Source organism: Bradyrhizobium sp. UFLA06-06 (assembly GCF_054820065.1).
In genome coordinates this window covers 75427-97612 of record NZ_JADFUD010000031.1, presented here as the reverse complement: position 1 = coordinate 97612, position 22186 = coordinate 75427, and the positions used below count along the sequence as shown (strand labels likewise).

Below are 22186 nucleotides of genomic sequence, written 5' to 3'. Positions count from 1 at the left end.
GAAAACACGGGGCGATTTGCTGGACATACGTTCTCCGTTAGAGAACTGTCCCTAATTTCCCGTGTCTCACTTTTGGGGTGCACTCCAATAGCATTTTCCCGGATTTCGCTTCGCTGCATCCGGGCTACCGATCCCTCCCCTCTCCTTGACTCGCTCCCCGGCCGCGCCCAGAACCACTGGCAACGCAATGGAGGAGCGCATGTTCAAGGATCTGTTTTCGCTGAAGGGCCGCGTCGCACTGGTAACCGGGGGATCGCGCGGCATCGGCAAGATGATCGCGGCCGGCTTCCTCGCGCAGGGTGCCGCCAGGGTCTACATCACCGCGCGCAAGGCAGGTCCCTGCGAGGCGACCGCCCAGGAGCTGTCCGCCGCCTATGACGGCGAATGCATCGCGCTGCCGATCGACATCTCGACCGTCGAGGGCTGCGAAAAGCTCGCGGGCGAGATCATCAAGCGCGAGCCGAAGCTCGACATCCTCGTCAACAATGCCGGCGCGGCCTGGGGCGCGGACTTCGACGAATTCCCGGAGAGCGGCTGGGACAAGGTGATGAACCTCAACGTCAAGTCGATCTTCTTCCTGACCAAGGCGCTGGCCAAGCCGCTGCGCGCGGCGGCGACGCACGACAGGCCGGGCAAGGTGATCAACATCGCCTCGATCGACGGCATCTTCGTCAACCCGATGGAGACCTATTCCTATGCCGCGAGCAAGGCCGCGGTGATCCATCTGACGCGCCGCATGGCGACCCGCCTGGTCAAGGACAATATCAACGTCACCGCGATCGCGCCCGGCGCCTTCAAGTCGGACATGAACCGCGCCGCGCGCGACCACGCCGACGAGGTCGCCAAGCGTGTGCCGGCGAAGCGCGTCGGCAGCGACGAGGACATGGCAGGCACCGCAATCTATCTCGCCTCGCGCGCCGGCGACTACGTCGTGGGCAACACCATCGCGGTCGATGGCGGCGTGGTCTATGCGACGGCAGGGCTGGAGATCGCGGGCTAAGCGGCCGCGCGACCGACCTACGGCAACGGCTCCGCCGAAGGGCGGGGCCGTTTTTGTCGCTGGTTCACCTGCTTCCATAGGGCTGTCCCTCTGGCGTTGTCATTCAAATGCATTACATTGGATGTGAGTGAAGGAGATCGCTATGGCTTCGAATGCCCTGGTCCAAACCCGCATCGATGCGGACGTAAAGGAGAAGGCCACCGAGGTTCTGGAGAACATGGGTCTCACAGTATCCGACGCCGTGCGGATTCTGCTGACACGCACGGCCAATGAAGGAATGCTTCCACTGGAGCTCGTGAGCAACAGCCAGGCTTACGACAGCTGGTTTCGCGAGAAGGTGCACCAGGCGTTGGCGGATACCCAGCCCGGTCTCGATGATTCCGAGGTCGAAGCGCATTTCGCGCAACGCCGCGCCGCCGCGCTTCGAAAAGCGACAGGGCGTAAGCGGTGAAACTCGTCTGGTCGCGCTTCGCGTTATCCGATCGCGACGACATTTTCAGCTACATCGAGGCCGAGAATCCTCGTGCGGCCGTCTATGTTGACGAACAGATTGCTGATGCTGCGCGGCGCCTGCTCGACTTTCCTGACAGTGGCGGCCCGGGCGTGTCGCCGGCACGCGCGAGTTGGTCATCCCGCAAACACCTTATGTCGCAGCGTACCTTGTCGACGGCGAGACTGTTCGCATCTTGCGCGTGCTTCACGGCGCGCAGATGTGGCCCGACGAACTTACAAATGACGATTGAGGCCAGGCTCCGTACCGGCATCTGATCAAAAAAGAAAGGGACGAGCCCGGGACCTTTTCGGCTCGCCCCTTCCTGTTCTCTCCCTGCGGAAAGAAACCGTTAGGTCACGATGCGATTTTCGCATCACGACCTAATCTGTTGCTTAAGCATGATCTCTTCGGAAAACCGCTTCACACTTTTCCGGATCATGCTCGCGCCGATCAGCTCTCGATCCTCACATATTCGAAGTCGCCGGGCTTGTTGTCGATGCCGACCTTGGGCGCCGAGATCCACGAGGCGAACTCGCCGGGTTCGGTCACCGGCTTCATCAGCGAGGCGATGAAGTCGCCGTCCGCGGTCGACGGCAGCCAGTCGTTCTTGCGCTTGGCCCAGGTGGCGTCGTCGATCAGCAGGCCATCGGGCGTCGCATGGACGTCCTTGAACTCGCCGATCTGGCGGTGGAAGGCGGTGTTCGGCACCGCCAGCTTGTAGTCGATGCCCGCGGTCGAGATCACCTTGTTCCAGCGCAGCATGCCCTTGACGCAGTCCTGCGTGTAGTCGTCGCGCAGCCGCATGTTGAGCGCGGTCAGCGCCGGCTCGTCGACCATCTTGATCTGGCCGTCCACCATCTTCATGACCGGATAGGTCGAGCTCTTGAGCTGGTGGTCGTCGTCGATCGTGGTCTCCTTGTAGCGGCCCTTGATGCCGGCGTTGAAGGCATTGGCCGCGTTGGTCGACACTTCCGAGCCGAACAAATCGAGCGACAGCGAATAGTGCAGGTTCAGCTTCTTCTGGATGGTCGGCAGGTCAATCACGCCAAGCGCGCGGATCCTGGCGATGTCGTTCGGATCGGTGATGCCGGCTTCCTTCATCGCATCGCAGGTGCGCTGCACGACGCGGGTGATGCCGGTCTCGCCGACGAACATGTGGTGGGCTTCCTCGGTCAGCATGAAGCGGCAGGTGCGCGACAGCGGATCGAAGCCCGACTGCGCCAGCGAGTGCAGCTGCATCTTGCCGTCGCGGTCGGTGAAGTAGGTGAACATGAAGAACGACAGCCAGTCCGGCGTCGCCTCGTTGAAGGCCCCCAACATGCGCGGGCTATCCGCGTCGCCCGAGCGGCGGCGCAACAAATCGTCGGCCTCCTCGCGGCCGTCGCGGCCGAAATATTTCTGCAAGAGGTAAACCATCGCCCAGAGATGGCGGCCTTCCTCGACATTGACCTGGAACAGGTTGCGCATGTCATAGAGCGAGGGCGCGGTCTTGCCGAGATGGCGCTGCTGCTCGACCGAGGCCGGCTCGGTGTCGCCCTGGATCACGATCAGGCGACGCAGCATCGCGCGGTGCTCGCCGGGGACCTCCTGCCAGGCCGGCTTGCCGTAATCCTCGCCGAACGGGATGACGCGATTTTCCTCCTGGGGAGCAAGGAGAATGCCCCAGCGATATTCGGGCATCCGCACGTAGTCGAACTTGGCCCAGCCGCGCGGATCGACCGAATAGGCGGTGCGCAGATAGACCAGCGACTCCTGGAAGCCCTCTGGCCCCATGTCGCTCCACCAGTCCATGTAGCCGGGGTGCCAGCCCTCCAGGGCTTTGAGCACCTGGCGGTCCTCGGCGAGATTCACATTGTTCGGAATCTTGGTCGAGTAATCGACGTTCATGATGTTCATGTTCATGGCCGTGCTCCCTTAAACTCGCGTCATGTCGAATTGCGCCTTCTGGCCGGTGCCGTAGCGGCGCAGTGCGCCGTCCTCACCGACCGCGTTCGGCCGCTGGAAGATCCAGTTCTGCCACGCGGTGAGGCGGGAGAAGATCTTCGATTCCATGGTCTCCGGACCGACGAAGCGCAGATTGGCTTCCATGCCGGTGAGGCCGTCGGGCGAGAACGAGGTGCGCTCCTCGAAGAACACGCGGACCTCGTCGTCCCAGTCGATGTCGTCGAGCGCGAAGGTGACGAGGCCGAGCTCCTCGGCCTCCTCCGCGTCGAGCGCCTTGCCGATCGACGCCTGCGCGCGCTCGAGATCCGACGGGTCGGCCTGGAAGCGCGATTGCAGCCGGGTCAGGCCGTGGCTCATCGGATAGGGCCCGAAATTCATCGCCGTCAGTTCGATCGCCGGCGGCGGGCGGTTGTCGCCCTGCTTCTGGCCGATCAGCATGTAGGAGCGGTCGGCGGCGAATACGAGCTCGGCCAAAGTGCCGACGAAGCAGGAGCCGGGCTCGACCAGCGTCACCAGCGTGCGCGAGGTGACGTCGATGCGCTTGAGCACGCGCTTCCAGTAATGCCTGACCTCGTTGACCAGCCAGTGCGCCTTGTTGGCCTCCAGGAACGCGTCATAGGACACGACATTGGCGCGGTCGCCATGGCTCTTGAACACCAGCATCGCGATCTCGAGCTCGTTGATGCGCAGATGCAGGATCGCATCGTCGAGCTCGCGGGCGACCTGCAGCGGCCAGAACGCCGGCCCTTGCGCGATCATGCCGTCGATGTCGGCGGGCGCTGTGGTCTCCGGTGCCTTGATCGAGATGGTGGCGATGCGCGCCGCGCGATCGATGTCGACGCTGACGAAGCCGTAGCGGATGGCGCTGTCGTCGATGGTGCGCGTCAGCGGCGCCAGCGCGATACCTTTGCCGGCGCCGTTGCGCTTCGACCTGGCGGCGAATTCCTTGACGCGCTCGGCCAGCTTGCCCTCGAGCTTGGAGTTCGGCGCAATCTCGTCGACCAGGCGCCAGGAGACGGCGCGCTTGCCCTTGATGCCTTCCTCGATGGTGCAGAAGAAATCGGCGTGGTCGCGGCGCACCTTGCGCTTGTCGACGACGCGCGTGAGCCCGCCGGTGCCCGGCAGCACCGCGAGCAGCGGCACTTCGGGCAGTGCGACGGCAGCAGCGCCGTCATCGGCCATCATGATGTGGTCGGTCGCGAGCGCGAGCTCATAGCCGCCGCCGGCCGCGGTGCCGTTGACGACGGTGATGAAGCTCTGGCCGGAATTCTCGCTGGAGTCTTCCAGGCCGTTGCGGGTCTCGTTGGTGAATTTGCAGAAGTTGACCTTGTGGGCATGGGTCGAGCCCGCCAGCATGCGGATGTTGGCGCCGGCGCAGAACACGCGGTTCTTGCCCGAGCGCATCACCACGACCTTGACCTCGGGATGCTCGAAGCGCAGCCGCTGCACGGCGTCCGCAAGCTCGATGTCGACGCCGAGGTCGTAGGAATTCAGCTTGAGCTGGTAGCCCTCGAACAGGCCGGCGTTCTCGTCGACGTCCATGGTCAGCGTCGCGACATCGCCGGCAACGTCGAGCTTCCAGTGCCGGTAGCGCGACGGATCGGTCTGGAAGTCGATGTACTTCGCCCCGCCTGCAAGGACGCGATCGTCACCAGCCATGGGCCACCCTTATCTGTTGTCTTGCTGTTGTTCGTTTGAAGGTTCGTCGTCGAGGTCTTCATGCACAATAATGCATGTTTTCGATCTGGTCTAGTTCAAAACGCAAAAACATGCATTTTGTTTCATGTTTGCGAAATTCATTCGCTCGGCCAATGGCCTGGCACCGGCACCAAAGGTCAGGCGGCCAGTGCCGGGTCGTCGCGGAGCGCCGCCCTGGCGAATTCGGTGACCGCTTCGAGCGTCACCGCGGGCGCCTCGCGATGCGGCGAATGGCCGGCGCCAGCGATGGCCACGACGTCGACCGGGCAGTAGCACTCGTCCTGGGCGATCTCGACCTGGCGCATCGTGCCGTACTGGTCAGCCGCGCCCTGCACGATCAGCACCGGCACGCGGATATAGGCGAGATATTCGGAGATATCCCAGTCGCGGAATGCCGGATCGAGCCAGGCGTCGTTCCAGCCATGGAAGGCGTTGTCGACGTCCTTGTGCCAGTGCGCCAGCTTCTCCTTCAGATTGGTGGTCTCATACGCCGTCTTGATCTCGGCGATCGACTGCACCGAAATGTCCTCGACGATGAAGTGCGGCGCCAGCAGCGCGAGGCCGTGCAGGCGATGATCCTGATGCGCGCCGGCATAGATCGCCGCGATCGACGCGCCGTCGGAATGACCGAGCAGCAAGCCGCGGCGGAAGCCGATCCGGTCGAGCAGCTTCGGCAGCACGTCGAGCGCCTCGCGATGCATGTAGTCGACCGGACGCGGCAGCTTCGCCGGCGACGACGCGCCATAGCCTGATCGCGAATAGGCGAACACGCCGGCGCCGGTCGCCGCCTGCAGCTTCTCGGGGAAGTCGCCCCACAACCCGACCGAGCCGAGGCCTTCGTGCAGCATCACGATGGTCGGCGCGGTCTCGGGTGAGGGACCGATCATGCGGTATTCGAGCTCGGCGCCGTCGATGCTGAGGAAGCCTGTGGGGTTTAGATTTTGCATGCAGGACCTTCCTCATCGTCGTCCCGGCGAAGGCCGGGACCCATAACCACAGGCTTCAGTTGTTGCGCAAAAGCCGTTGAACAGCGTCTTTCAAAACGAAAGCCACGGCGTATGGGTCCCGGCCTTCGCCGGGACGACGCCTGACTATTGCGCGCCATCCCGCAACTTGAATCGCTGTATTTTCCCGGTCGCCGTCTTCGGCAGATTGTCGACGACATCGATCCAGCGCGGATATTTCCACGGGCCGATCTTCTGCTTGACGTGCTCCTTCAGCGCCTCGTGCAGGCCGGCGGCCGAGCTTTCGGGCCGCAGCACGACATAGGCCTTCGGCTTGAGCAGGCCTTCCGGATCGGCTTCCGGCACGACGGCGGCTTCCAGCACCGCGGGATGGGTGATCAGCGCGCTCTCGACCTCGAATGGCGAGACCCAGATGCCCGAGACCTTGAACATGTCGTCGGCGCGGCCGCAGAAGGTGTAACGGCCGTCGGCATCGCGCGTGTATTTGTCGCCGGTGCGGGTCCAGGCGCCCTCGAAGGTGGCGCGGCTCTTGGCCCGCTGATTCCAGTAGCTCTCGCCGGCCGAGGGCGCATCGACCAGCAGCTCGCCGACCTCGCCGTCCGCGACGTCGGCACCGGCCTCGTTGACCAGCCGCACCTTGTAGCCGGGCACCGGACGACCGGACGAGCCATATTTGATGTCGCCGGGCGCGTTCGACAGGAAGATGTGCAACAGCTCGGTCGAGCCGACGCCGTCGAGGATGTCGACGCCGAACCGTGCGCGCCAGGCATTGCCGACCGATTCCGGCAACGCCTCGCCCGCCGAGGTGCAGACGCGCAGGCGATTGCCGCCGGACTGCGTTTTCGTCGCTTCGTCGTTCAGCATCGCCGCGAACAGGGTCGGCACGCCGAAGAAGATGCTGGGATGATATTTGTTCATCAGCGCGAATATCACGGCCGGCGTCGGCCGCTCGGAGTTCAGCACCGTGGTGGCGCCGACCGACATCGGGAAGGTCAGCGCATTGCCGAGTCCGTAGGCGAAGAACAGCTTTGCTGCCGAGAGGCCGACATCATCCTCGCGGATCCCGAGCACCTGCTTCGCGTAAGTCTCCGCGGTCGCCGCGAGATTGGAATGCAGATGGCGCACGCCCTTCGGCATGCCGGTCGAGCCCGACGAATAGAGCCAGAATGCCGGCTCATCGGCGTGCGTCGGCGCGGTCGCGAACGCGTCGCTCTCGCGCGCGATCTCATCGGACAGCTTGTTGTGGCCGTGCGCGTCCTTGCCGGAGACCACGACATGCTCGAGGTCGGGCATGCGCGCGATGATGTCCTTGACCACCGGCAGCAGCGCTTCCGACACGAACAGCACGCGGGCCCGGCAATCGCCGAGGATGTAGCCATACTGCTCCGCGGTCAGCAGCGTGTTGAGCGGCACCGGCACCACGCCGGCGCGGATCGCGCCCAGGAATACGATCGGGAAGTCGACCGTGTCCAGCATGATTATGGCGACCCGCTCTTCGCGGCGGACGCCGAGCCGGCGCAGCATGTTGCCGACGCGGCGGGTCTGCTGCTGCAACTGGCCATAAGTGATTTGCGACACCGTATCGTCGAACACGACCTTGTCGCCGCGGCCTTCATCGACGTTGCGGTCGAGCAGCCAGGAGACCGCGTTGTAAGTCATGCTCCGCTCCTCGGACCCGGACGTGCCACGCTTCCCTCTCCTGTGAATTTAAGAATTATAATTCATACAAAGCCACCACGTTGGCTTGCTGTCAATCCTTATCGGCACTATGTTTCCTAGAACCTCGGTCTGATTCAGTCAGGACCGCGCGTCGTACAGGGATCATGACCGCAGCCAACGACCCGGAAACCGACTTCCTTGAGCAGCTCGGCCAGCGCGTGCGCACGATGCGCGCCCTGCGCGGCATGTCGCGCAAGGTGCTCGCCAAGGTTTCCGGCATTTCCGAACGCTACATCGCCCAGCTCGAAAGCGGCAAAGGCAATGTCTCGATCGTGCTGCTGCGCCGTGTCGCAGGCGCGATGGGTGCGCATCTCGAGGACCTGATTCCCTCCAGCGAGCCCGTGCCGGACTGGGCCGTCATCCGCGATCTCCTGCGCAAGGCGTCGCCGAGCCAGATCGCGCAGGCCAAGGACATGCTCGCCGGCAGCAGCCCGCTGGCGCCGCGCCGCGCCTCCTTCTCCGGCATCGCGCTGATCGGCCTGCGCGGCGCCGGCAAGACCACACTCGGGCGGATGCTGGCGAAGAAGATCGGCTGGAGCTTTGTCGAGCTCAACAAGGAGATCGAGGCGCAGAACGGCCTCTCGGTTGCCGAGATCATCGCGCTGTACGGCCAGGAGGGCTTTCGCCGCATGGAGCAGGCCGCGCTGACGCAGCTGCTCGCGCGCAAGGAATTGATGGTGCTGGCGACCGGCGGCGGCATCGTCTCCGAGGCGTTGACCTTCGACCTGATCCTGTCGTCGTTCTACACGATCTGGCTGAAGGCCGAGCCGGAAGAGCACATGGCCCGCGTCCGCCGCCAGGGCGATCTGCGCCCGATGGCCGACGACCGCTCGGCGATGGCGGAATTGCGCAACATCCTGGTCAGCCGCGAGCCGCTCTACGCCCGTGCATCCGCCGTGGTCGACACCGCCGGCCTCTCGGTCGACGCTGCCGCCGCGCGGCTGATCGATTCGGTGCGACCGGTGCTGCAGAACGAGGCGCGCTCGTTCGGGCTGCGCAGCGTGGCGCTGTAGGCGCACCACAACTCCTGCGTCACAACCGGTTTATCCCCTCATCCTGAGGAGCTTGCGCAGCAAGCGTCTCGAAGGACGAGGCCACTAGTCGGGCCTCATGGTTCGAGACGCGCTTCGCGCTCCTCACCATGAGGGACCTCCCACGCATTAAAACTACAGCAACCGGCTCTTCACATCATCGGCGCCGTCGCGCAGCAGCGGCAGGAAGCGGTCGATCAATTCCTGCATTGGCACGCGATCGACATGCGCGCCCATGTTGATCGCGGCGACGATGGTGCCGTCGTAGCGGTGCACCGGCACCGAGATGGAGCGGAAATGCGGCTCGGCCTCGCGATCGACCAGTGAGTAGCCCTGCGCGCGATCGGCGATGATGGTGGCGAGCAGCTTCTTCGGATCGGTGACGGTCTGCGCCGTCACCGGATCGCGGCGCATCGTCCTCAGCCGCGCCGCGAGCTCGGCATCAGTGAGCCGGCCGAGCATCGCGCGGCCGACCGAGGTGCAGAACGCCGGGAGCCGGTAGCCGATGTCGAGACCGGCGGAGAACACCCGGGTCGGGCTCGAGCGCGCCACGAACACGACGTCGTCGCCGTCGAGCAGTGCGAGCGAGGCAATCTCCTGCGCTGCCGTCGCGATGCGATCGAGCACCGGCTGCAGCACCGTCACCACCTGGTTGGATTGCAGGAACGAGCCCGCCAGCGTCAGCACATGCGGCGTCAGCGTGAACAGCTTGCCGTCGGTGGCGACGAAGCCGCCATGCGCGAGCGTGAACAGGATGCGGCGCGCGGTGGCGCGCGGCAGATCGGCGGCGCGCGCCAGATCGCTCAGCGTCGCAGGACCCGACACGGTGCCGAACACCTGCAACAGGCGCAGGCCGCGATCGAGCGCCTCGACGAAGTCGGTGGCGCGCTCGTCCTGGTCGGTCCGCTTCAGCTTGGGCATGGCGTTTTAGGTTGGGCTTTGGCTTTGAACGGTTCAAAAATTGCACTTGCTGTCCAAGACAGACATGGCATAATTCGCACATTCGTTCAATAGGCGAACAAATCCAAATCCGGGAGACGCCGCCATGATGAGCCAGGAAGCGAACGATCTGATCACCCGCACCGGCCGCAAGGACCCGTGCGGCAAGCTGATGCGGAGCTACTGGCAGCCGGCGGCGCTGGTGGATGAATTGGACGGGCCGCGCCCGGTTCGGCCGGTGCGCCTGCTCGGCGAAAACCTGGTGCTGTTCCGCGGCGAGGACGGAAGCTACGGGCTGATCGATCGCCATTGCGCGCATCGCGGCGCCGACCTCGCCTTCGGCCGGCTCGAGAATGGCGGGCTGCGCTGCGCCTTCCACGGCTGGCTGTTCGACACGTCAGGCCAGTGCATCGAGACGCCGGCGGAGCCGGCCGGCTCGCAGCTCTGCAAGGGCATCAGGCAGCGTTCCTATCCCGTGGTCGAGAAGAGCGGCATCCTGTGGGCCTGGCTCGGCGAAGGCGCCCCGCCCGCCTTTCCGGAGCTCGACTGCTTCGTCGCGCCCGGCAGCCACACGTTCGCATTCAAGGGCCACATGAACTGCAACTGGCTGCAGGCGCTCGAGGTCGGCATCGATCCGGCGCACGCCTCCTTTCTGCATCGCTTCTTCGAGGACGAGGACACCTCGGCCGCCTACGGCAAGCAATTCCGCGGCGCCTCGGCCGGCAGCGACATGCCGATGACCAAGATCCTGCGCGAATACGATCGGCCCATCATCAATGTCGAGCACACCGAATACGGTCTGCGCCTGATCGCGCTGCGCGAGCTCGGCGACGAGCGCACCCATGTGCGCGTCACCAACCAGCTATTCCCGCACGGCTTCGTCATCCCGATGTCGACCGAGATGACGATCACGCAGTGGCACGTGCCGGTCGATGACGAGAATTGCTACTGGTATGCGATCTTCACCAGCTACGCGGCGCCGGTCGACAAGCAGAAGATGCGCGACCAGCGGCTCGAGCTCTATACGCTGCCCGACTACAAGTCGCGCAAGAACAAGAGCAACGATTACGGCTTCGATCCGCACGAGCAGGCGACCGAGACCTATACCGGCATGGGCACCGACATCAACGTGCATGACCAGTGGGCGGTGGAATCGATGGGGGCGATCCAGGACCGCACCAACGAGCATCTCGGCCAGAGCGACAAGGCGATCGTGCAGTACCGTCGCCTGCTGCGACAGGAGATCGAGAAGGTTGCAGGCGGCGAGAAGCCGATGCTGTTCCTCGACGACGCCTCCGCGCGCAGCATCCAGGGCCCGGCCACGATGGACGGCATCGGGCCGACCCAGGGCTGGGAGCTCTACTGGATGGAAGTCGACGTCAAGCGCCGCCGCGGCGCGCCATGGGCCGCCCCGGTGCCGCGCGAGATCGCCGGCAAGGTGCATCATCTGACGGCGGCGGAGTGATGTGTGTGGACTTGTCATTCCGGGGCGATGCGGCAGCATCGAACCCGGAATCTCGAGGTTCCGGGTCTGGTCCTTCGGACCATCCCGGAACGACAGCAACAAAGGAGTGACGCGGTGAGCTTCGTCGAGCGTCACGGCCTGTGGTCGGATGAGCAGAAGGAGGCCGCACAGCGCCTCCGCCGCATCGTCGAGGAGAAGAACCTCGAAGTCATCCGCCTGTCATTCCCCGACCAGCATGGCATCCTGCGCGGCAAGACGCTGATCGCCGGCGAAGCGCTGCGCACGCTGGAGGGCGGCTGCTCCATCACCACGACGATGCTCGCCAAGGACACCTCGCACAAGACGGTGTTTCCGGTGTTCACATCAGGCGGCGGCTTCGGCATGAAGGAGATGGAAGGCGCGGCCGACGTGCTGATGGTCGCCGATCCCACCACGTTCCGCGTGCTGCCCTGGGCTGACAACACCGGCTGGCTGCTCTGCGACCTCTATTTCAGCGACGGCCGGCCGGTGCCGTTCGCGACCCGCAACCTCTATCGCAAGGTGCTCGATCAGCTCGCCGGCCGCGGCTACGATTTCGTCGCCGGCCTCGAGGTCGAATTCCATCTGTTCAAGCTCGACGACGCCCACATGGCGCCGGAGGATGCCGGCCAGCCCGGACGGCCGCCGTCGGTCAGCCTGCTGTCGCACGGCTATCAGTACCTCACCGAGCAGCGCTACGACCTGATGGAGCCGGCGCTCGAGATCATTCGCCGCGATATCATCGCGCTCGACCTGCCGTTGCGCTCGGTCGAGGTCGAGTTCGGCCCGAGCCAGTGCGAATTCACCTTCGCGCCGACGGTCGGGCTCGCGCCGGCCGACACCATGGTGCTGTTTCGTTCGGCGGTGAAACAGATCGCGCGCCGCCACGGCTATCACGCGACCTTCATGTGCCGGCCGAAACTGCCGAACGTGTTCGCAAGCGGCTGGCACCTGCACCAGTCGCTGGTGTCGCGCGCGGGCGGCGAGAACGCCTTCATGGCCAAGGAAACCGCCGAGCCGCTGAGCGCGCTCGGCCGCGCCTGGCTGGCCGGCCTGATCGAGCACGCGCGCGCCTCAACCGTGTTCACGACGCCGACCATCAACGGCTACAAGCGCTACCGCTCCTATTCGCTGGCGCCGGACCGCGCGATCTGGGGCCGCGACAACCGCGGCGTGATGATCCGCGTGCTCGGAGCGGCCGGCGATCCGGCGACCCGGCTGGAGAACCGGATCGGCGAACCCGCCGCCAATCCCTATCTCTACATGGCAAGCCAGATCCTCTCCGGCCTCGACGGCGTCGACCGCAAGCTCGACCCCGGCCCGTCCGCCGACACGCCCTACGAGACCAAGGCCGCGCTGTTGCCGAAATCGCTGCGCGAGGCGGTGTTCGCCCTCAACGACGATCCGTTCTTCCGTCAGGCGCTGGGGCCGGAGTTCGTCGACTACTACGTCTTCATCAAGAACGCGGAGATCGAACGCTTCCAGGCCGAGGTGTCGGACTGGGAGCACCGCGAATATTTCGAGATGTTTTGACGGAAGCGTCGGCGCAGGCGCCCCCGCCGCTCTACAGCATGATCCGGAAAAGTGTGAAGCGGTTTTTCCGAAAAGATCATGCTCAAAGAAGGAGCTAAAGCGCGATGACGATTCAACCCAATCTCATCGCGCTTTAGACGCTTGCAAGGTGAGCCGCAACGGCCGCTTCGTTCCATTCCAGACCGACACCAGGCGTGTCGGGAATATGCAAAAGACCATCCTTGATTTCATATGGCCGTTCGAGAATCGGATCGGCCCAGTCCTGCCATTCCAACCAATGGGCGGTCTCGGTTGCGCGCATGACGTGAGCGGCAACTTCCGGATAAAGATGCGTTGAGATGGGGATACCCGCCGCGCCGGCGATCGCAGCCGCGCGCATCCAGCCCGTTACCCCGCCGATGCGCATGAAATCCGGCATCACCAGGTCGCAAGCCTTTTTCGCGATCGCCTTATGCATCTCCCTCGGACCATAGAAGTTCTCGCCGATCTGGATCGGCGTCTTCAGCTCCGCCGCCAGTTGGGTGTGCCCGTCAAGATTGTCATAGACGACGGGCTCTTCGATCCAGTCGAGGCCATAATCATCGATCGCATGGCACCGTTCGATGGCTTCGGCGAGATTTAGCCCCTGGTTGTAGTCCACCATCAAATGCATGCGATCGCCGACTGCTTTTCGAACGGCGTCGAGGGTCGCCAGATCCTTGTGCGGATCGCTTCTGCCGAGGCGCAATTTCAGGGCTGCAAACCCTCCTTCGTCCCGCAATTCCAAAGCCTCGGCTGCGACGGCGGCCGGCTCCTTCAGCCAAAGGCCGTTGCTGTTGTAGGATCTCACGGCGCCGACCGTCGCCCCCAACAGCACGCACAGCGGCTTGTTTGCGGCTTTCGCCAACGCGTCCCACGCGGCCATGTCGAGGCCCGACGCCGCGATCATCGACAATCCCTCATAGCCGACGAAGTGAAGCGATTTGCGCGCCGCCGCGAACAACTCGACGGGCGCCACGCTCCGACCTCTGAGCAATTCGCCGAGATCATGCAACGCCGGAACCAGATATCGCAGCGATTTCACGATGTAAGGCTCGAGATAGCTTCGCCCGACAATGCCCTCCTCCGTCACCAGATCGACGAGAACGAGCGGCCACTCCGACAGCGTGGCAATGCGCGCGACCACGGGCCGCTTCAGCTTGATCACCACCGGACGAGCTTTGATCTCTCTGAGCGTCAATGAATCGGGCATGGCATTGGCTTTCGCAGCGCGAGGAAGCTGACTGGCGCGGGCCGAACAATCCCGGAAAGCCATTCCAATTGGTTTTTCAACCGATGTAAATTCACTACCTGGTATATTTAAGAGGTGGCTGCATGGCGCGATCTGCAGAACCGACCCGGCGGCGCATCCTTGCGGCCGCATACGTCCTGTTTCGCCAGCGCGGATACAGCCGCGTGAGCATGGACGAGATCGCATCGGCGACGAGGGTTACGAAGCGCACGCTCTACAATCATTTTCAAAGCAAGGATCAGCTGCTCGCCTTCGTGCTCGAAGCCCAGAACGAACTGGCCCTGGCTGCGTTCGCGACGTTTGGCGACAAGCTGTCCGGCTCGCCGGCGGCGATCATCGACGGCCTGTTCCGCGACCTCGCGGTCTGGGCGGACAGGCCGCGATGGGCCGGCTCGGGATTCACCAGGCTGGTCATCGAGCTGGCCGATCTCCCCGGCCATCCCGCACGCGCAATTGCGCGCCGACACAAGGCCTTGCTCGAAACCCATCTCGGCGACTTGCTGAAGCGGGCCGGTGTCCGCGAGGCTGACCGCCGTGCACGCGAGATCTGGCTGCTGTCGGAGGGCGCGATCTCCCTGATGCTGGTGCACGGCGATCGCGCCTATGCGTCGGCGGCAGCCGACGCAGCGAAGCGACTGCTGCGAGGCTCTTCACGGTAAGCCGCGGCAGCCCGCCTCTCTGATCCGTCATCCTGAGGAGCGCCAACGGGTCCGCGCGAAGCGCGGCCCGATGACAGGCTCCGCGCGTCTCGAAGGATGCACGGCCACCAGCCGGGGCATCGATCCTTCGAGACGCCTGCTACGCAGGCTCCTCAGGATGACGGCGATACGGCAATGCTTGCTGCTCAAATCCCGAGATACTTGTGCTGCAGATCCGGTTCGGCGAGCAGCTGCTCGCTGGTGCCGCTCCACACCGTGCGGCCGCGCTCGATGATGTAGTGGCGATCGGCGATGCGGGCGAGGTTCCCGACATTCTTGTCGATCACCAGCACCGACTGCCCGCGTCCCTTCAGCATCGACAGGCAGCTCCAGATCTCGTCACGGATCAAAGGCGCGAGGCCTTCGGTCGCCTCGTCGAGGATCAGCAATTTCGGATTGGTCATCAGCGCGCGGCCGATCGCGAGCATCTGCTGCTCGCCGCCGGACAGCGTGACGCCCATATTGCCTGTACGTTCGGCGAGCCGCGGAAACAGCGCGTGGATCTTGTCGATGGTCCAGGGGTCGGAGGCACCGAAGCGATTGCCCGACGCGGCGACGAGATTTTCGCGCACCGTCAGGTTCGGGAAGATCTGGCGGCCTTCGGGCACCAGGCCGATGCCGAGCTTTGCAATCTTGTAGGACGGCAGGCCGCGCACCGCCTCGCCGGCGAAACGGATGGCGCCTGATCGCGCCGGCGTCAGGCCCATGATCGAGCGAATCGTCGTGGTCTTGCCCATGCCGTTGCGGCCCATCAGCGCGACCATCTCGCCCGACTTGATCTGGAGCGACAGGCCGAACAGCACCTGGCTCAGCCCGTAGCAGGTCTCGATCCCATCGACTTCGAGCAAGGTATCAGCGGTTCTGGTATCAGCCATCCTGGCTTCAGTCATGGCGCGTCACCGCATGCTGTTCGCCGAGATAGGCGCGCTTGACCTCGTCATGCTTGCGGATCGCATCCGGCACGTCGCAGGCGATGACGCGGCCATAGACCAAGACCGTGATGCGGTCGGCGAGCGCGAACACCGCCTCCATGTCGTGCTCGACCAGCACGATGGTGACTTCCTTGCGCAGCTCCTTCAGCAGCGCGACCATCCGCGCCGATTCGGTGACGCCGAGCCCGGCCATCGGCTCATCCAGCAGCAACAGCTGCGGCCTGGTGGCGAGCGCGACCGCGAGCTCGAGCTCGCGCTGCTCGCCATGGCTCAATTGCGACACCACGATATCGGCGCGCGTGCCGAGGCCGACGCGCTCGAGCGCCGCGCGCGCGGACTCGCGCAGATGCCGCTCCTTGCGCGCATTGCCCCAGAAGCGGAACGAGTGGCCGTCATGCGCCTGCGCCGCCAGCGCGACATTGTCGATCGCGGAGAAATCCTTCAGCAGCGAAGTGATCTGGAACGAGCGCGCCAGCCCGAGCCGGCTGCGCTTGTAGGACGGCAGGTTCGTGACGTCGCGGCCGGCGAAGCGGATGGTGCCGGAGTTCGGCATCACCTGCCCGGTGAGCTGGCTGATCAGCGTGGTCTTGCCGGCGCCGTTGGGGCCGATGATCGCGTGCAATTCGCCTGGCACCACCTCCATCGAAAGGTTGTCGGTCGCGGTGATGCCGCCGAAGCGGCGGACCAGATTGTCGACGCGGAGCAAGGGATCAGGCAAGGAATCAGCCACGGCGCATCCTCCCGAGCAGGCCCATGATGCCCCCGCGCGCGAACAGCACGATCAGGAGCAGCACCGGACCCAGGATCAGCCCCGAATATTCGGTGAACTGCGACAGCAGCTCCTCGAGCAGGAGATAGACGATCGCGCCGATGACGGGGCCGAACAGCGAGCCCATGCCGCCGAGGATCACCATCACCATGAGATCGCCGGAGCGGGTCCAGTACATCACGGCGGGGCTGACGAAATCGGTGTTGTTGGCAAGCAGCGCGCCGGCCAGGCCGCAGATCGTGCCTGATATCACGAAGCAGACCAGGCGGTAGCGATTGGCATGGAAGCCGATCGCCTGCATGCGCTGCTCGTTGGAGCGGACGCCCTGCACCACGAGGCCGAAGCGCGAATTGACGATGCGCCAGATCAGATAGAGGCCGCCGAACAGGCAGGCCAGGCAGAGGTAATAGAACTGGTTGCGATCCGACAGGTTGATCAGGCCGGCGAAATCGCTGCGCTTGTAGACGGTGAGCCCGTCGTCGCCGCCGTAGCGCGACAGCGCGGAGGCGATGTAGTAGGCCATCTGCGCAAAGGCCAGCGTGATCATGATGAAGTAGACGCCGCGGGTGCGCAGCGAGAGCGCGCCGATCAGCAGCGCAAACAGCGCCGAGACGGCGAGCGCCACCGGCCACTGGATGAAGCCGGAGCCGATGCCCTCGGCGGCGAGGATGCCGACGGCATAGCCGCCGATGCCGAGATAGGCGGCGTGGCCGAAGCTCATCATGCCGCCATAGCCCATGATCAGATTGAGGCTCGCGGCGGCGAGCGCGAAGATCACGATGCGGGTGAACAGCGTGAGGATGAAGATATTGCCCGTGACCGCCGAATAGAGCGGCAGCAGGATCAGGGCGGCACACATCAGCGCCGCGACCACATTGGAGACGTTGAGCTTACCCGTCATCGTTTGGCCGCCGGGAACAGCCCCTCGGGCCGCAGCACAAGGATGATGGCCATCAGGAGGTAGATCAGCATCGAGGACAGCGCCGGCGCCGCGGTGGACGCCGCCGCCCCGCTCAAGACCTTGCGCAGCAGGTCGGGCAGGAAGGCGCGGCCCATCGTGTCGATGATGCCGACGAAGATTGCGGCCATGAACGCGCCGCGGATCGAGCCGATGCCGCCGATCACGATGATGACGAAGGCCAGGATCAGGATGTTCTCGCCCATGCCGATCTGCACGGTGAGGATCGGCGCCTGCATCAGCCCGGCGAGCCCTGCGAGCGCCGCGCCAAGGCCGAACACCAGCGTGAACAGCAGCTTGATGTTGATCCCGAGCGCCCCGATCATCTCGCGGTTGGAGGCGCCGGCGCGGATCAGCATGCCGATGCGGGTGCGCATCACGACGAGATAGAGCATCGCTGCGACCGCCAGCGCGACCACGATGATCATGAGGCGGTAGGCCGGATAGTAAACGCCGGGAATGATCTGCACCGGCACGGTGAGCCAGGCCGGCAGCGGCAGCGCGAGACCCGCCGGGCCCCAGATCAGCCGGACGGCGTCGTTGAAGAACAGGATCAGGCCGAACGTCGCCAGCACCTGGTCGAGATGGTCGCGGCCATAGAGATGCCTGAGCGCGACATATTCCAGCACGATGCCGAGCAGCAAGGTCGCCCCTAACGCCATCAGCGCGCCAAGAACAAAACTGCCGGTCCAGGCCACGAAGGTCGCGGCGAAATAGGCGCCCATCATGTAGAGCGAGCCATGCGCCAGGTTGACGAAGTCCATGATGCCGAACACCAGCGTCAGTCCGGCCGCCAGCAGGAACAGCAGGAGACCGAATTGCAGGCCGTTCAGAAGTTGTTCGACGACGAGATACATCGTGAGGCTACGTCACCTTTAAATGAAACAGCGGCAGCGCGCATGCGCCGCCGCTTATACGGCTTGTTGTTCTCCCTCGCCCCGCTCTTGCGGGGCCGGGACGAGCAAAGCTCGCCCTGAGAGGGTTGGGGTGACGGGCTCTTTCTGCGAGCCGAATTCGCGGAAAGAGCCCCTCACCCAATCGCTTCGCGATTGACCTCTCCCCGCAAGAGCGGGGCGAGGTGAACCGAAAGCAAGCCGCGCGCCAAAAAGACGCCCGACAATCACTTCATCGGACACTTGTCGTGGAAGCGATCCTGATCGTCCTTGACGATGGTCGCGACCGTCTTCAGCGACAGCTGGCCCTCGGCGTCCTTGACCACGTCCTGCAGGTAGAAGTTCTGGATCGGAATGTGGTTGTTGCCGTACTTGAACGGTCCGCGCACCGATTTGAAGTTCACCTTCTCCATCTCGGCCTTCATCGCGTCCTTCTTCGTCAGGTCGCCCTTCACCGCGACCACGGCGCTGTTGATCAGGTTGGCAGCGTCGTAGGACTGCGCGCCGTAGAAGGTCGGCCGCAGGCCCGGATACTTCTTGCGGTAGTCGGCGACGAACTTCTTGTTTTCCTCATTGGGCAGGTCGTTGACCCATTGCTGCGCGCCGGGAACGCCGAGCGCATTGTCCTTTTGCAGCGGCAGCGACAATTCGTCGATCGTGAACGCGGTATAGAGCGGAATCTGCTGCTTGATGCCGGCCTGCGCGTACTGGTTCAGGAACTGCACGCCGGCCGCACCCGGATAGAACACGAAGATCGACTCGGCCTTGGAGTTCTTCGCCTTGGTGAGCTCGGCGGAGAAGTCGAGCTGGCTCGGCCACACCGTATATTCCTCGCCGACCACCTCGCCCTTGAACGTGCTCTTGACGCCGGCCAGCATGTCCTTGCCCGCGGCGTAGTTCGGGCCGATCAGGAACACCGACTTGACGCCCTTCTGGTTCATGTAGGTGCCGACCGCCTGCGGGGTCTGGTCGTTCTGCCAGGAGGTCGAGAACACGTAAGGCGAGCACAGTTCGCCGGCGAGCTGCGACGGACCGGCATTGGCCGAGATCAGAAAGGTCTTCGAATCGACCGCGGTCTTCAGCGACGCCAGCAGCACGTTCGACCAGATGTAGCCGACGATGAAGTCGACCTTGTCGGACTGCACCAGCTTTTCGGTCTTCTGCTTGCCGACATCGGGCTTCTGCTGGTCATCCTCGTAGATCACCTCGACCGGCTTGCCGTCGATCTTGCGGCCGAGATGGTCGAGCGCGAGCTCGAAGGAATTGCGCATGTCGTTGCCGATCACGGCGGTCGGACCGCTGAAGGTCGAGACGAAGCCGATCTTGACGCTGTCAGCCGCCGTCGCGGGCTGCGCCAGCGCCAGAGCCATGGCGCCTGCCAGCCAAAATGCCTTTTTCATATTCACTCCCCTCCTCAACCAAAGATCCCGCCAGGCTCGATCCAAGAGGGCCCGGGGGTCACGCTTTGCGCGCGTCGTTCTGTGACGTATTTTGTGCGCGATATCGCAAGTCTGCAGCAAGCATGAACCGACGGCGCTCACTTAGAACCTTCGGCGCATACCCCAGCACCTTGCATCATAATTCGTCTAAATCGACCATGGCAAGAAATATAATGCCGGTTGCGTGGGCAACGATTGTCGCAGGCAGCGGCCTTCCGCAACGACCCACGCCCGCACTGCAGCAGGCTTTAACGATCCGGTAAAGCACCCGGAAACCACGGGCCGGCAAGCGCCTGCGGGCTTCATGGTCCGGAAAGCATCCCTGGCCGACGCTGCCGCCAAAGGGGTACGTCACATGCTGAATTACATCTTCGGCTTCAATGCCCGGATGGGCCGACTGGCTTTCTTCTTCTGCAGCTTCGTGGTGGGCCTCGGCTTTATGATGCTGGTCTACGGCGTCACCGGCAACGCACCGGCGAGCGGCAGTATGGACGTGCTGCTGGCGCAGGCATCGAGCAACCCCGTGCTGGTCATTGCCTTCTACGGCATGCTCGTCATCTGCTTCATGCTGCAGTCGATGCGGGTGCGCGACATGGGCTGGGATCCGGTCTGCGTGATGGCGGCATGGATCGCCCTCATCGTGCTCGACAGAGCCATCGCCGGACGATTTCCCGAATATGCGCTGACCTATCAGCACACCGAAACGGTGGTCGGCGCGGCCGTCAATGGCGCAATGAACATCGTCCTGCTGGTCTGGCGGAGCGGCGGCTATTTCGAAGAACCGCCGCCGTTGCCGCGTGAGACCAGCGGCGACGGCCTGTTTCAACGAAACAGCGCACCGGCCGCAGGCGGCAGCCGCGTCGCGCGGATCGCCAACGGTGAGTTCGGCGGAAAGACGCGCTAGCCGCTGTCGTCCCTGCGAAAGCAGGGACCCATAACCACCGTCCTGTGTTGTCGAAGCAAGCTGTGGCCCCAGCGATCCAAGACGATTCCCACTCGTGGTTATGGGTCCCGGATCGCGCTTCGCTTGTCCGGGACGACGCGGAGTTTGTGGCGCGATCACCAAGCCACAGGCTGGCGGCGAAAGCCGATCACCCCTTGTCCACCGCCCATTCGGCGCCGTCGATCGCATAGGACGCGTGGCGGAAATCCCTGATCGTCGCGACCTTGTCGGCCGACCAGTCGAGCAGCATGAACGATCGCGGCGGCGCGCCCTGTGCGTTCGGATCGAACACCAGGATCGCCGGACGTCCCTCGACCTGTCCGGTCACCAGGTGCCAGTCGTCGATCTTCGAGTAATTGCCGAAGTAGCGCGACACCTCGGCCTTGCCGTTCAGCCGTGTCCGGTTGACGAGCTCGAGCCTGATGTCATCGGCGATCATGGCGCGGATGGCGTCGAAGTCGCGGGCGTTGAAGCGGCTGACATAGGCGTTGAGCCTGACGCGGTCGGCCGGCGACAGGCCGGGCCGCGGCGCGTCGTCCGGCTCGGCGGCAAACTCGCGCAGCTGCGTGCGTCCACGGTGCAGCGCGGCTTTCACCGCAGGCAGGCTGAAATCCATGATGCCGCAGATCTCCTGCAGGGAGCAGCCGAGCACGTCCATCAGGATCACGCTGGAGCGCTGTGCCACCGGCAGGCGCATGAAGGTGCGCAGGCCGGTCGCGGCGATCTCGCGGCGGCCTACGTCATCGAGCTCTCCGGCCATCATGTCCACCTCCTCCGGCGCGTGGAGCGCTTCCTGGCGGTTGCGCCGCCTGAGGAAATCGAGCGCGGTGTTATGCGCGATCCGGAACAGCCAGGCTTGCGGATTCTGGATCGGCGCGGCGGCCCCGAAGGCTTCCACCGCCTTGATCAGCGCGTCCTGCAGCACATCCTCGCCGTCGATGACGGACCCGACCATACGGGCGCAGTAGCGATGCAGCCTTGGCCGCATCGCCGCCAAGAGCGCGTCGACGTCGGTCGCGGCCGGCGCTTGGTGTGGTGACGTCATGATGGCTCCGCCAGATCGGTGCACTGCCCGCCGGTTCAACGCTTGTCGGTTCACGGCTCATCCAGCATACGATAATTCCCGACAATCACCGCACTGCGAACGAGCGGCGGCTCGGCGCAACGATCGCGGATGCCGTCCTGGAAGGCCTGGAACGCGGCCAGTTTCGGGATCGGGCTCGAGCCGTCCTCGGCCGCGGTCTCGACCATGTGGATGAAGGTATCGTCCTCCAGCCGCAGGGTCAGATAGCGCACGCCGTCGGGCCTCGCCGCCTTCAGCTCGGCGAACACGGCCGACACCAGCGCGGCATTCTTCTCCGCCATCTCCGGCTTCGCCTTGTACCTGATCAGGGTCCGTCTCATCGCAGCCTCCTTGGCCTGGTTCTGCGGCCTGAACCGGCCGCGTCAGACCCAAGGACGTTCACCAACCGCCAAAGG

Annotated in this window: 20 protein-coding genes and 1 pseudogene; 8 read left to right on the top strand and 13 right to left on the bottom strand. The window is 64.3% G+C overall.

The window, feature by feature from the left end:
* Positions 1-199: 199 nt before the first annotated feature.
* The 3 genes and pseudogenes from IF803_RS25185 to IF803_RS25175 all read left to right on the top strand — a co-directional run bounded on the left by IF803_RS25185 (position 200) and on the right by IF803_RS25175 (position 1743).
* The gene (locus IF803_RS25185) at positions 200-1000 is read left to right on the top strand and encodes an SDR family NAD(P)-dependent oxidoreductase (RefSeq protein ID WP_461193849.1); all 801 of its coding nucleotides are present in this window, start codon (positions 200-202) and stop codon (positions 998-1000) included.
* A gap of 142 nt (positions 1001-1142) precedes the next feature.
* Entirely contained in the window at positions 1143-1451 is a 309-nt protein-coding gene (locus tag IF803_RS25180; RefSeq protein WP_461193847.1) for a type II toxin-antitoxin system RelB/DinJ family antitoxin, read from the top strand.
* Positions 1448-1743 (top strand): annotated as a pseudogene (locus IF803_RS25175) (type II toxin-antitoxin system RelE/ParE family toxin). Before IF803_RS25180 ends, IF803_RS25175 begins: the two are co-directional and overlap by 4 nt.
* 200 nt (positions 1744-1943) lie before the next feature.
* Here IF803_RS25175 and boxB read toward each other — a convergent pair.
* The 4 genes from boxB to IF803_RS25155 form a co-directional block, all read right to left on the bottom strand.
* A complete protein-coding gene (gene boxB, locus IF803_RS25170) occupies positions 1944-3395 on the bottom strand; it encodes a benzoyl-CoA 2,3-epoxidase subunit BoxB (protein WP_411781168.1) in 1452 nt (483 codons plus the stop codon).
* Between the two features lie 12 nt (positions 3396-3407).
* On the bottom strand, positions 3408-5096 hold the full coding sequence (boxC, locus tag IF803_RS25165; protein WP_461193846.1) for a 2,3-epoxybenzoyl-CoA dihydrolase: 1689 nt from the start codon (positions 5094-5096) through the stop codon (positions 3408-3410).
* Positions 5097-5272: 176 nt separating this feature from the next.
* The gene (locus IF803_RS25160) at positions 5273-6082 is read right to left on the bottom strand and encodes an alpha/beta fold hydrolase (RefSeq protein WP_411781170.1); all 810 of its coding nucleotides are present in this window, start codon (positions 6080-6082) and stop codon (positions 5273-5275) included.
* Positions 6083-6226: 144 nt separating this feature from the next.
* Positions 6227-7759, bottom strand: a complete 1533-nt coding sequence (locus IF803_RS25155) for a benzoate-CoA ligase family protein (protein ID WP_461193845.1) — start codon at positions 7757-7759, stop codon at positions 6227-6229.
* A gap of 80 nt (positions 7760-7839) precedes the next feature.
* Between IF803_RS25155 and IF803_RS25150 the strand changes: the two genes are divergently transcribed.
* Complete coding sequence (locus tag IF803_RS25150; RefSeq protein WP_259245216.1) at positions 7840-8832, top strand: helix-turn-helix transcriptional regulator; 993 nt, start codon at positions 7840-7842, stop codon at positions 8830-8832.
* Positions 8833-8985: 153 nt separating this feature from the next.
* Here IF803_RS25150 and IF803_RS25145 read toward each other — a convergent pair whose 3' ends face one another.
* A complete protein-coding gene (locus IF803_RS25145; RefSeq protein WP_461193844.1) occupies positions 8986-9771 on the bottom strand; it encodes an IclR family transcriptional regulator domain-containing protein in 786 nt (261 codons plus the stop codon).
* A 124-nt stretch (positions 9772-9895) separates the two neighbouring features.
* On the opposite strand from IF803_RS25145, the gene IF803_RS25140 reads away from it, so the two are divergent.
* Complete coding sequence (locus IF803_RS25140; RefSeq protein ID WP_461193843.1) at positions 9896-11254, top strand: aromatic ring-hydroxylating dioxygenase subunit alpha; 1359 nt, start codon at positions 9896-9898, stop codon at positions 11252-11254.
* A 114-nt stretch (positions 11255-11368) separates the two neighbouring features.
* Positions 11369-12805 carry a glutamine synthetase family protein gene (locus tag IF803_RS25135; RefSeq protein WP_461193841.1) on the top strand — a complete coding sequence of 479 codons (1437 nt, stop codon included), beginning with the start codon at positions 11369-11371 and terminating at the stop codon, positions 12803-12805.
* Between the two features lie 133 nt (positions 12806-12938).
* Here the strand turns inward: IF803_RS25135 and IF803_RS25130 are convergent, their stop codons facing one another.
* The gene (locus tag IF803_RS25130) at positions 12939-14099 is read right to left on the bottom strand and encodes an enolase C-terminal domain-like protein (protein WP_461193840.1); all 1161 of its coding nucleotides are present in this window, start codon (positions 14097-14099) and stop codon (positions 12939-12941) included.
* Positions 14100-14158: 59 nt separating this feature from the next.
* On the opposite strand from IF803_RS25130, the gene IF803_RS25125 reads away from it, so the two are divergent.
* On the top strand, positions 14159-14734 hold the full coding sequence (locus IF803_RS25125; RefSeq protein WP_461193839.1) for a TetR/AcrR family transcriptional regulator: 576 nt from the start codon (positions 14159-14161) through the stop codon (positions 14732-14734).
* Between the two features lie 185 nt (positions 14735-14919).
* On the opposite strand, the gene IF803_RS25120 is transcribed toward IF803_RS25125, so the two are convergent.
* From IF803_RS25120 to IF803_RS25100, 5 genes are all read right to left on the bottom strand, one after another.
* Positions 14920-15648, bottom strand: coding sequence for an ABC transporter ATP-binding protein (locus tag IF803_RS25120; RefSeq protein WP_461193838.1), 729 nt, complete (start codon positions 15646-15648; stop codon positions 14920-14922).
* Between the two features lie 7 nt (positions 15649-15655).
* Complete coding sequence (locus IF803_RS25115; RefSeq protein WP_461193858.1) at positions 15656-16423, bottom strand: ABC transporter ATP-binding protein; 768 nt, start codon at positions 16421-16423, stop codon at positions 15656-15658.
* Positions 16424-16427: 4 nt separating this feature from the next.
* A complete protein-coding gene (locus IF803_RS25110) occupies positions 16428-17375 on the bottom strand; it encodes a branched-chain amino acid ABC transporter permease (protein ID WP_461193836.1) in 948 nt (315 codons plus the stop codon).
* Positions 17372-18289: a branched-chain amino acid ABC transporter permease gene (locus tag IF803_RS25105; RefSeq protein ID WP_018269575.1), complete on the bottom strand. Its 918-nt coding sequence runs from the start codon at positions 18287-18289 to the stop codon at positions 17372-17374. Before IF803_RS25105 ends, IF803_RS25110 begins: the two co-directional genes overlap by 4 nt.
* Before the next feature lie 263 nt (positions 18290-18552).
* Positions 18553-19725, bottom strand: a complete 1173-nt coding sequence (locus IF803_RS25100) for an ABC transporter substrate-binding protein (protein ID WP_461193835.1) — start codon at positions 19723-19725, stop codon at positions 18553-18555.
* A gap of 223 nt (positions 19726-19948) precedes the next feature.
* Here IF803_RS25100 and IF803_RS25095 point away from each other — a divergent pair, with 223 nt between their 5' ends.
* Positions 19949-20668 (top strand): DUF805 domain-containing protein, encoded by a 720-nt coding sequence (locus IF803_RS25095; protein ID WP_461193834.1) that lies wholly within the window; start codon positions 19949-19951, stop codon positions 20666-20668.
* 187 nt (positions 20669-20855) lie between these two features.
* Here the strand turns inward: IF803_RS25095 and IF803_RS25090 are convergent, their stop codons facing one another.
* Together IF803_RS25090 and IF803_RS25085 are read right to left on the bottom strand one after the other, a co-directional pair.
* Complete coding sequence (locus IF803_RS25090; protein ID WP_461193833.1) at positions 20856-21752, bottom strand: sigma-70 family RNA polymerase sigma factor; 897 nt, start codon at positions 21750-21752, stop codon at positions 20856-20858.
* A 50-nt stretch (positions 21753-21802) separates the two neighbouring features.
* Positions 21803-22111 (bottom strand): hypothetical protein, encoded by a 309-nt coding sequence (locus tag IF803_RS25085; RefSeq protein ID WP_028333780.1) that lies wholly within the window; start codon positions 22109-22111, stop codon positions 21803-21805.
* Positions 22112-22186: the final 75 nt, after the last annotated feature.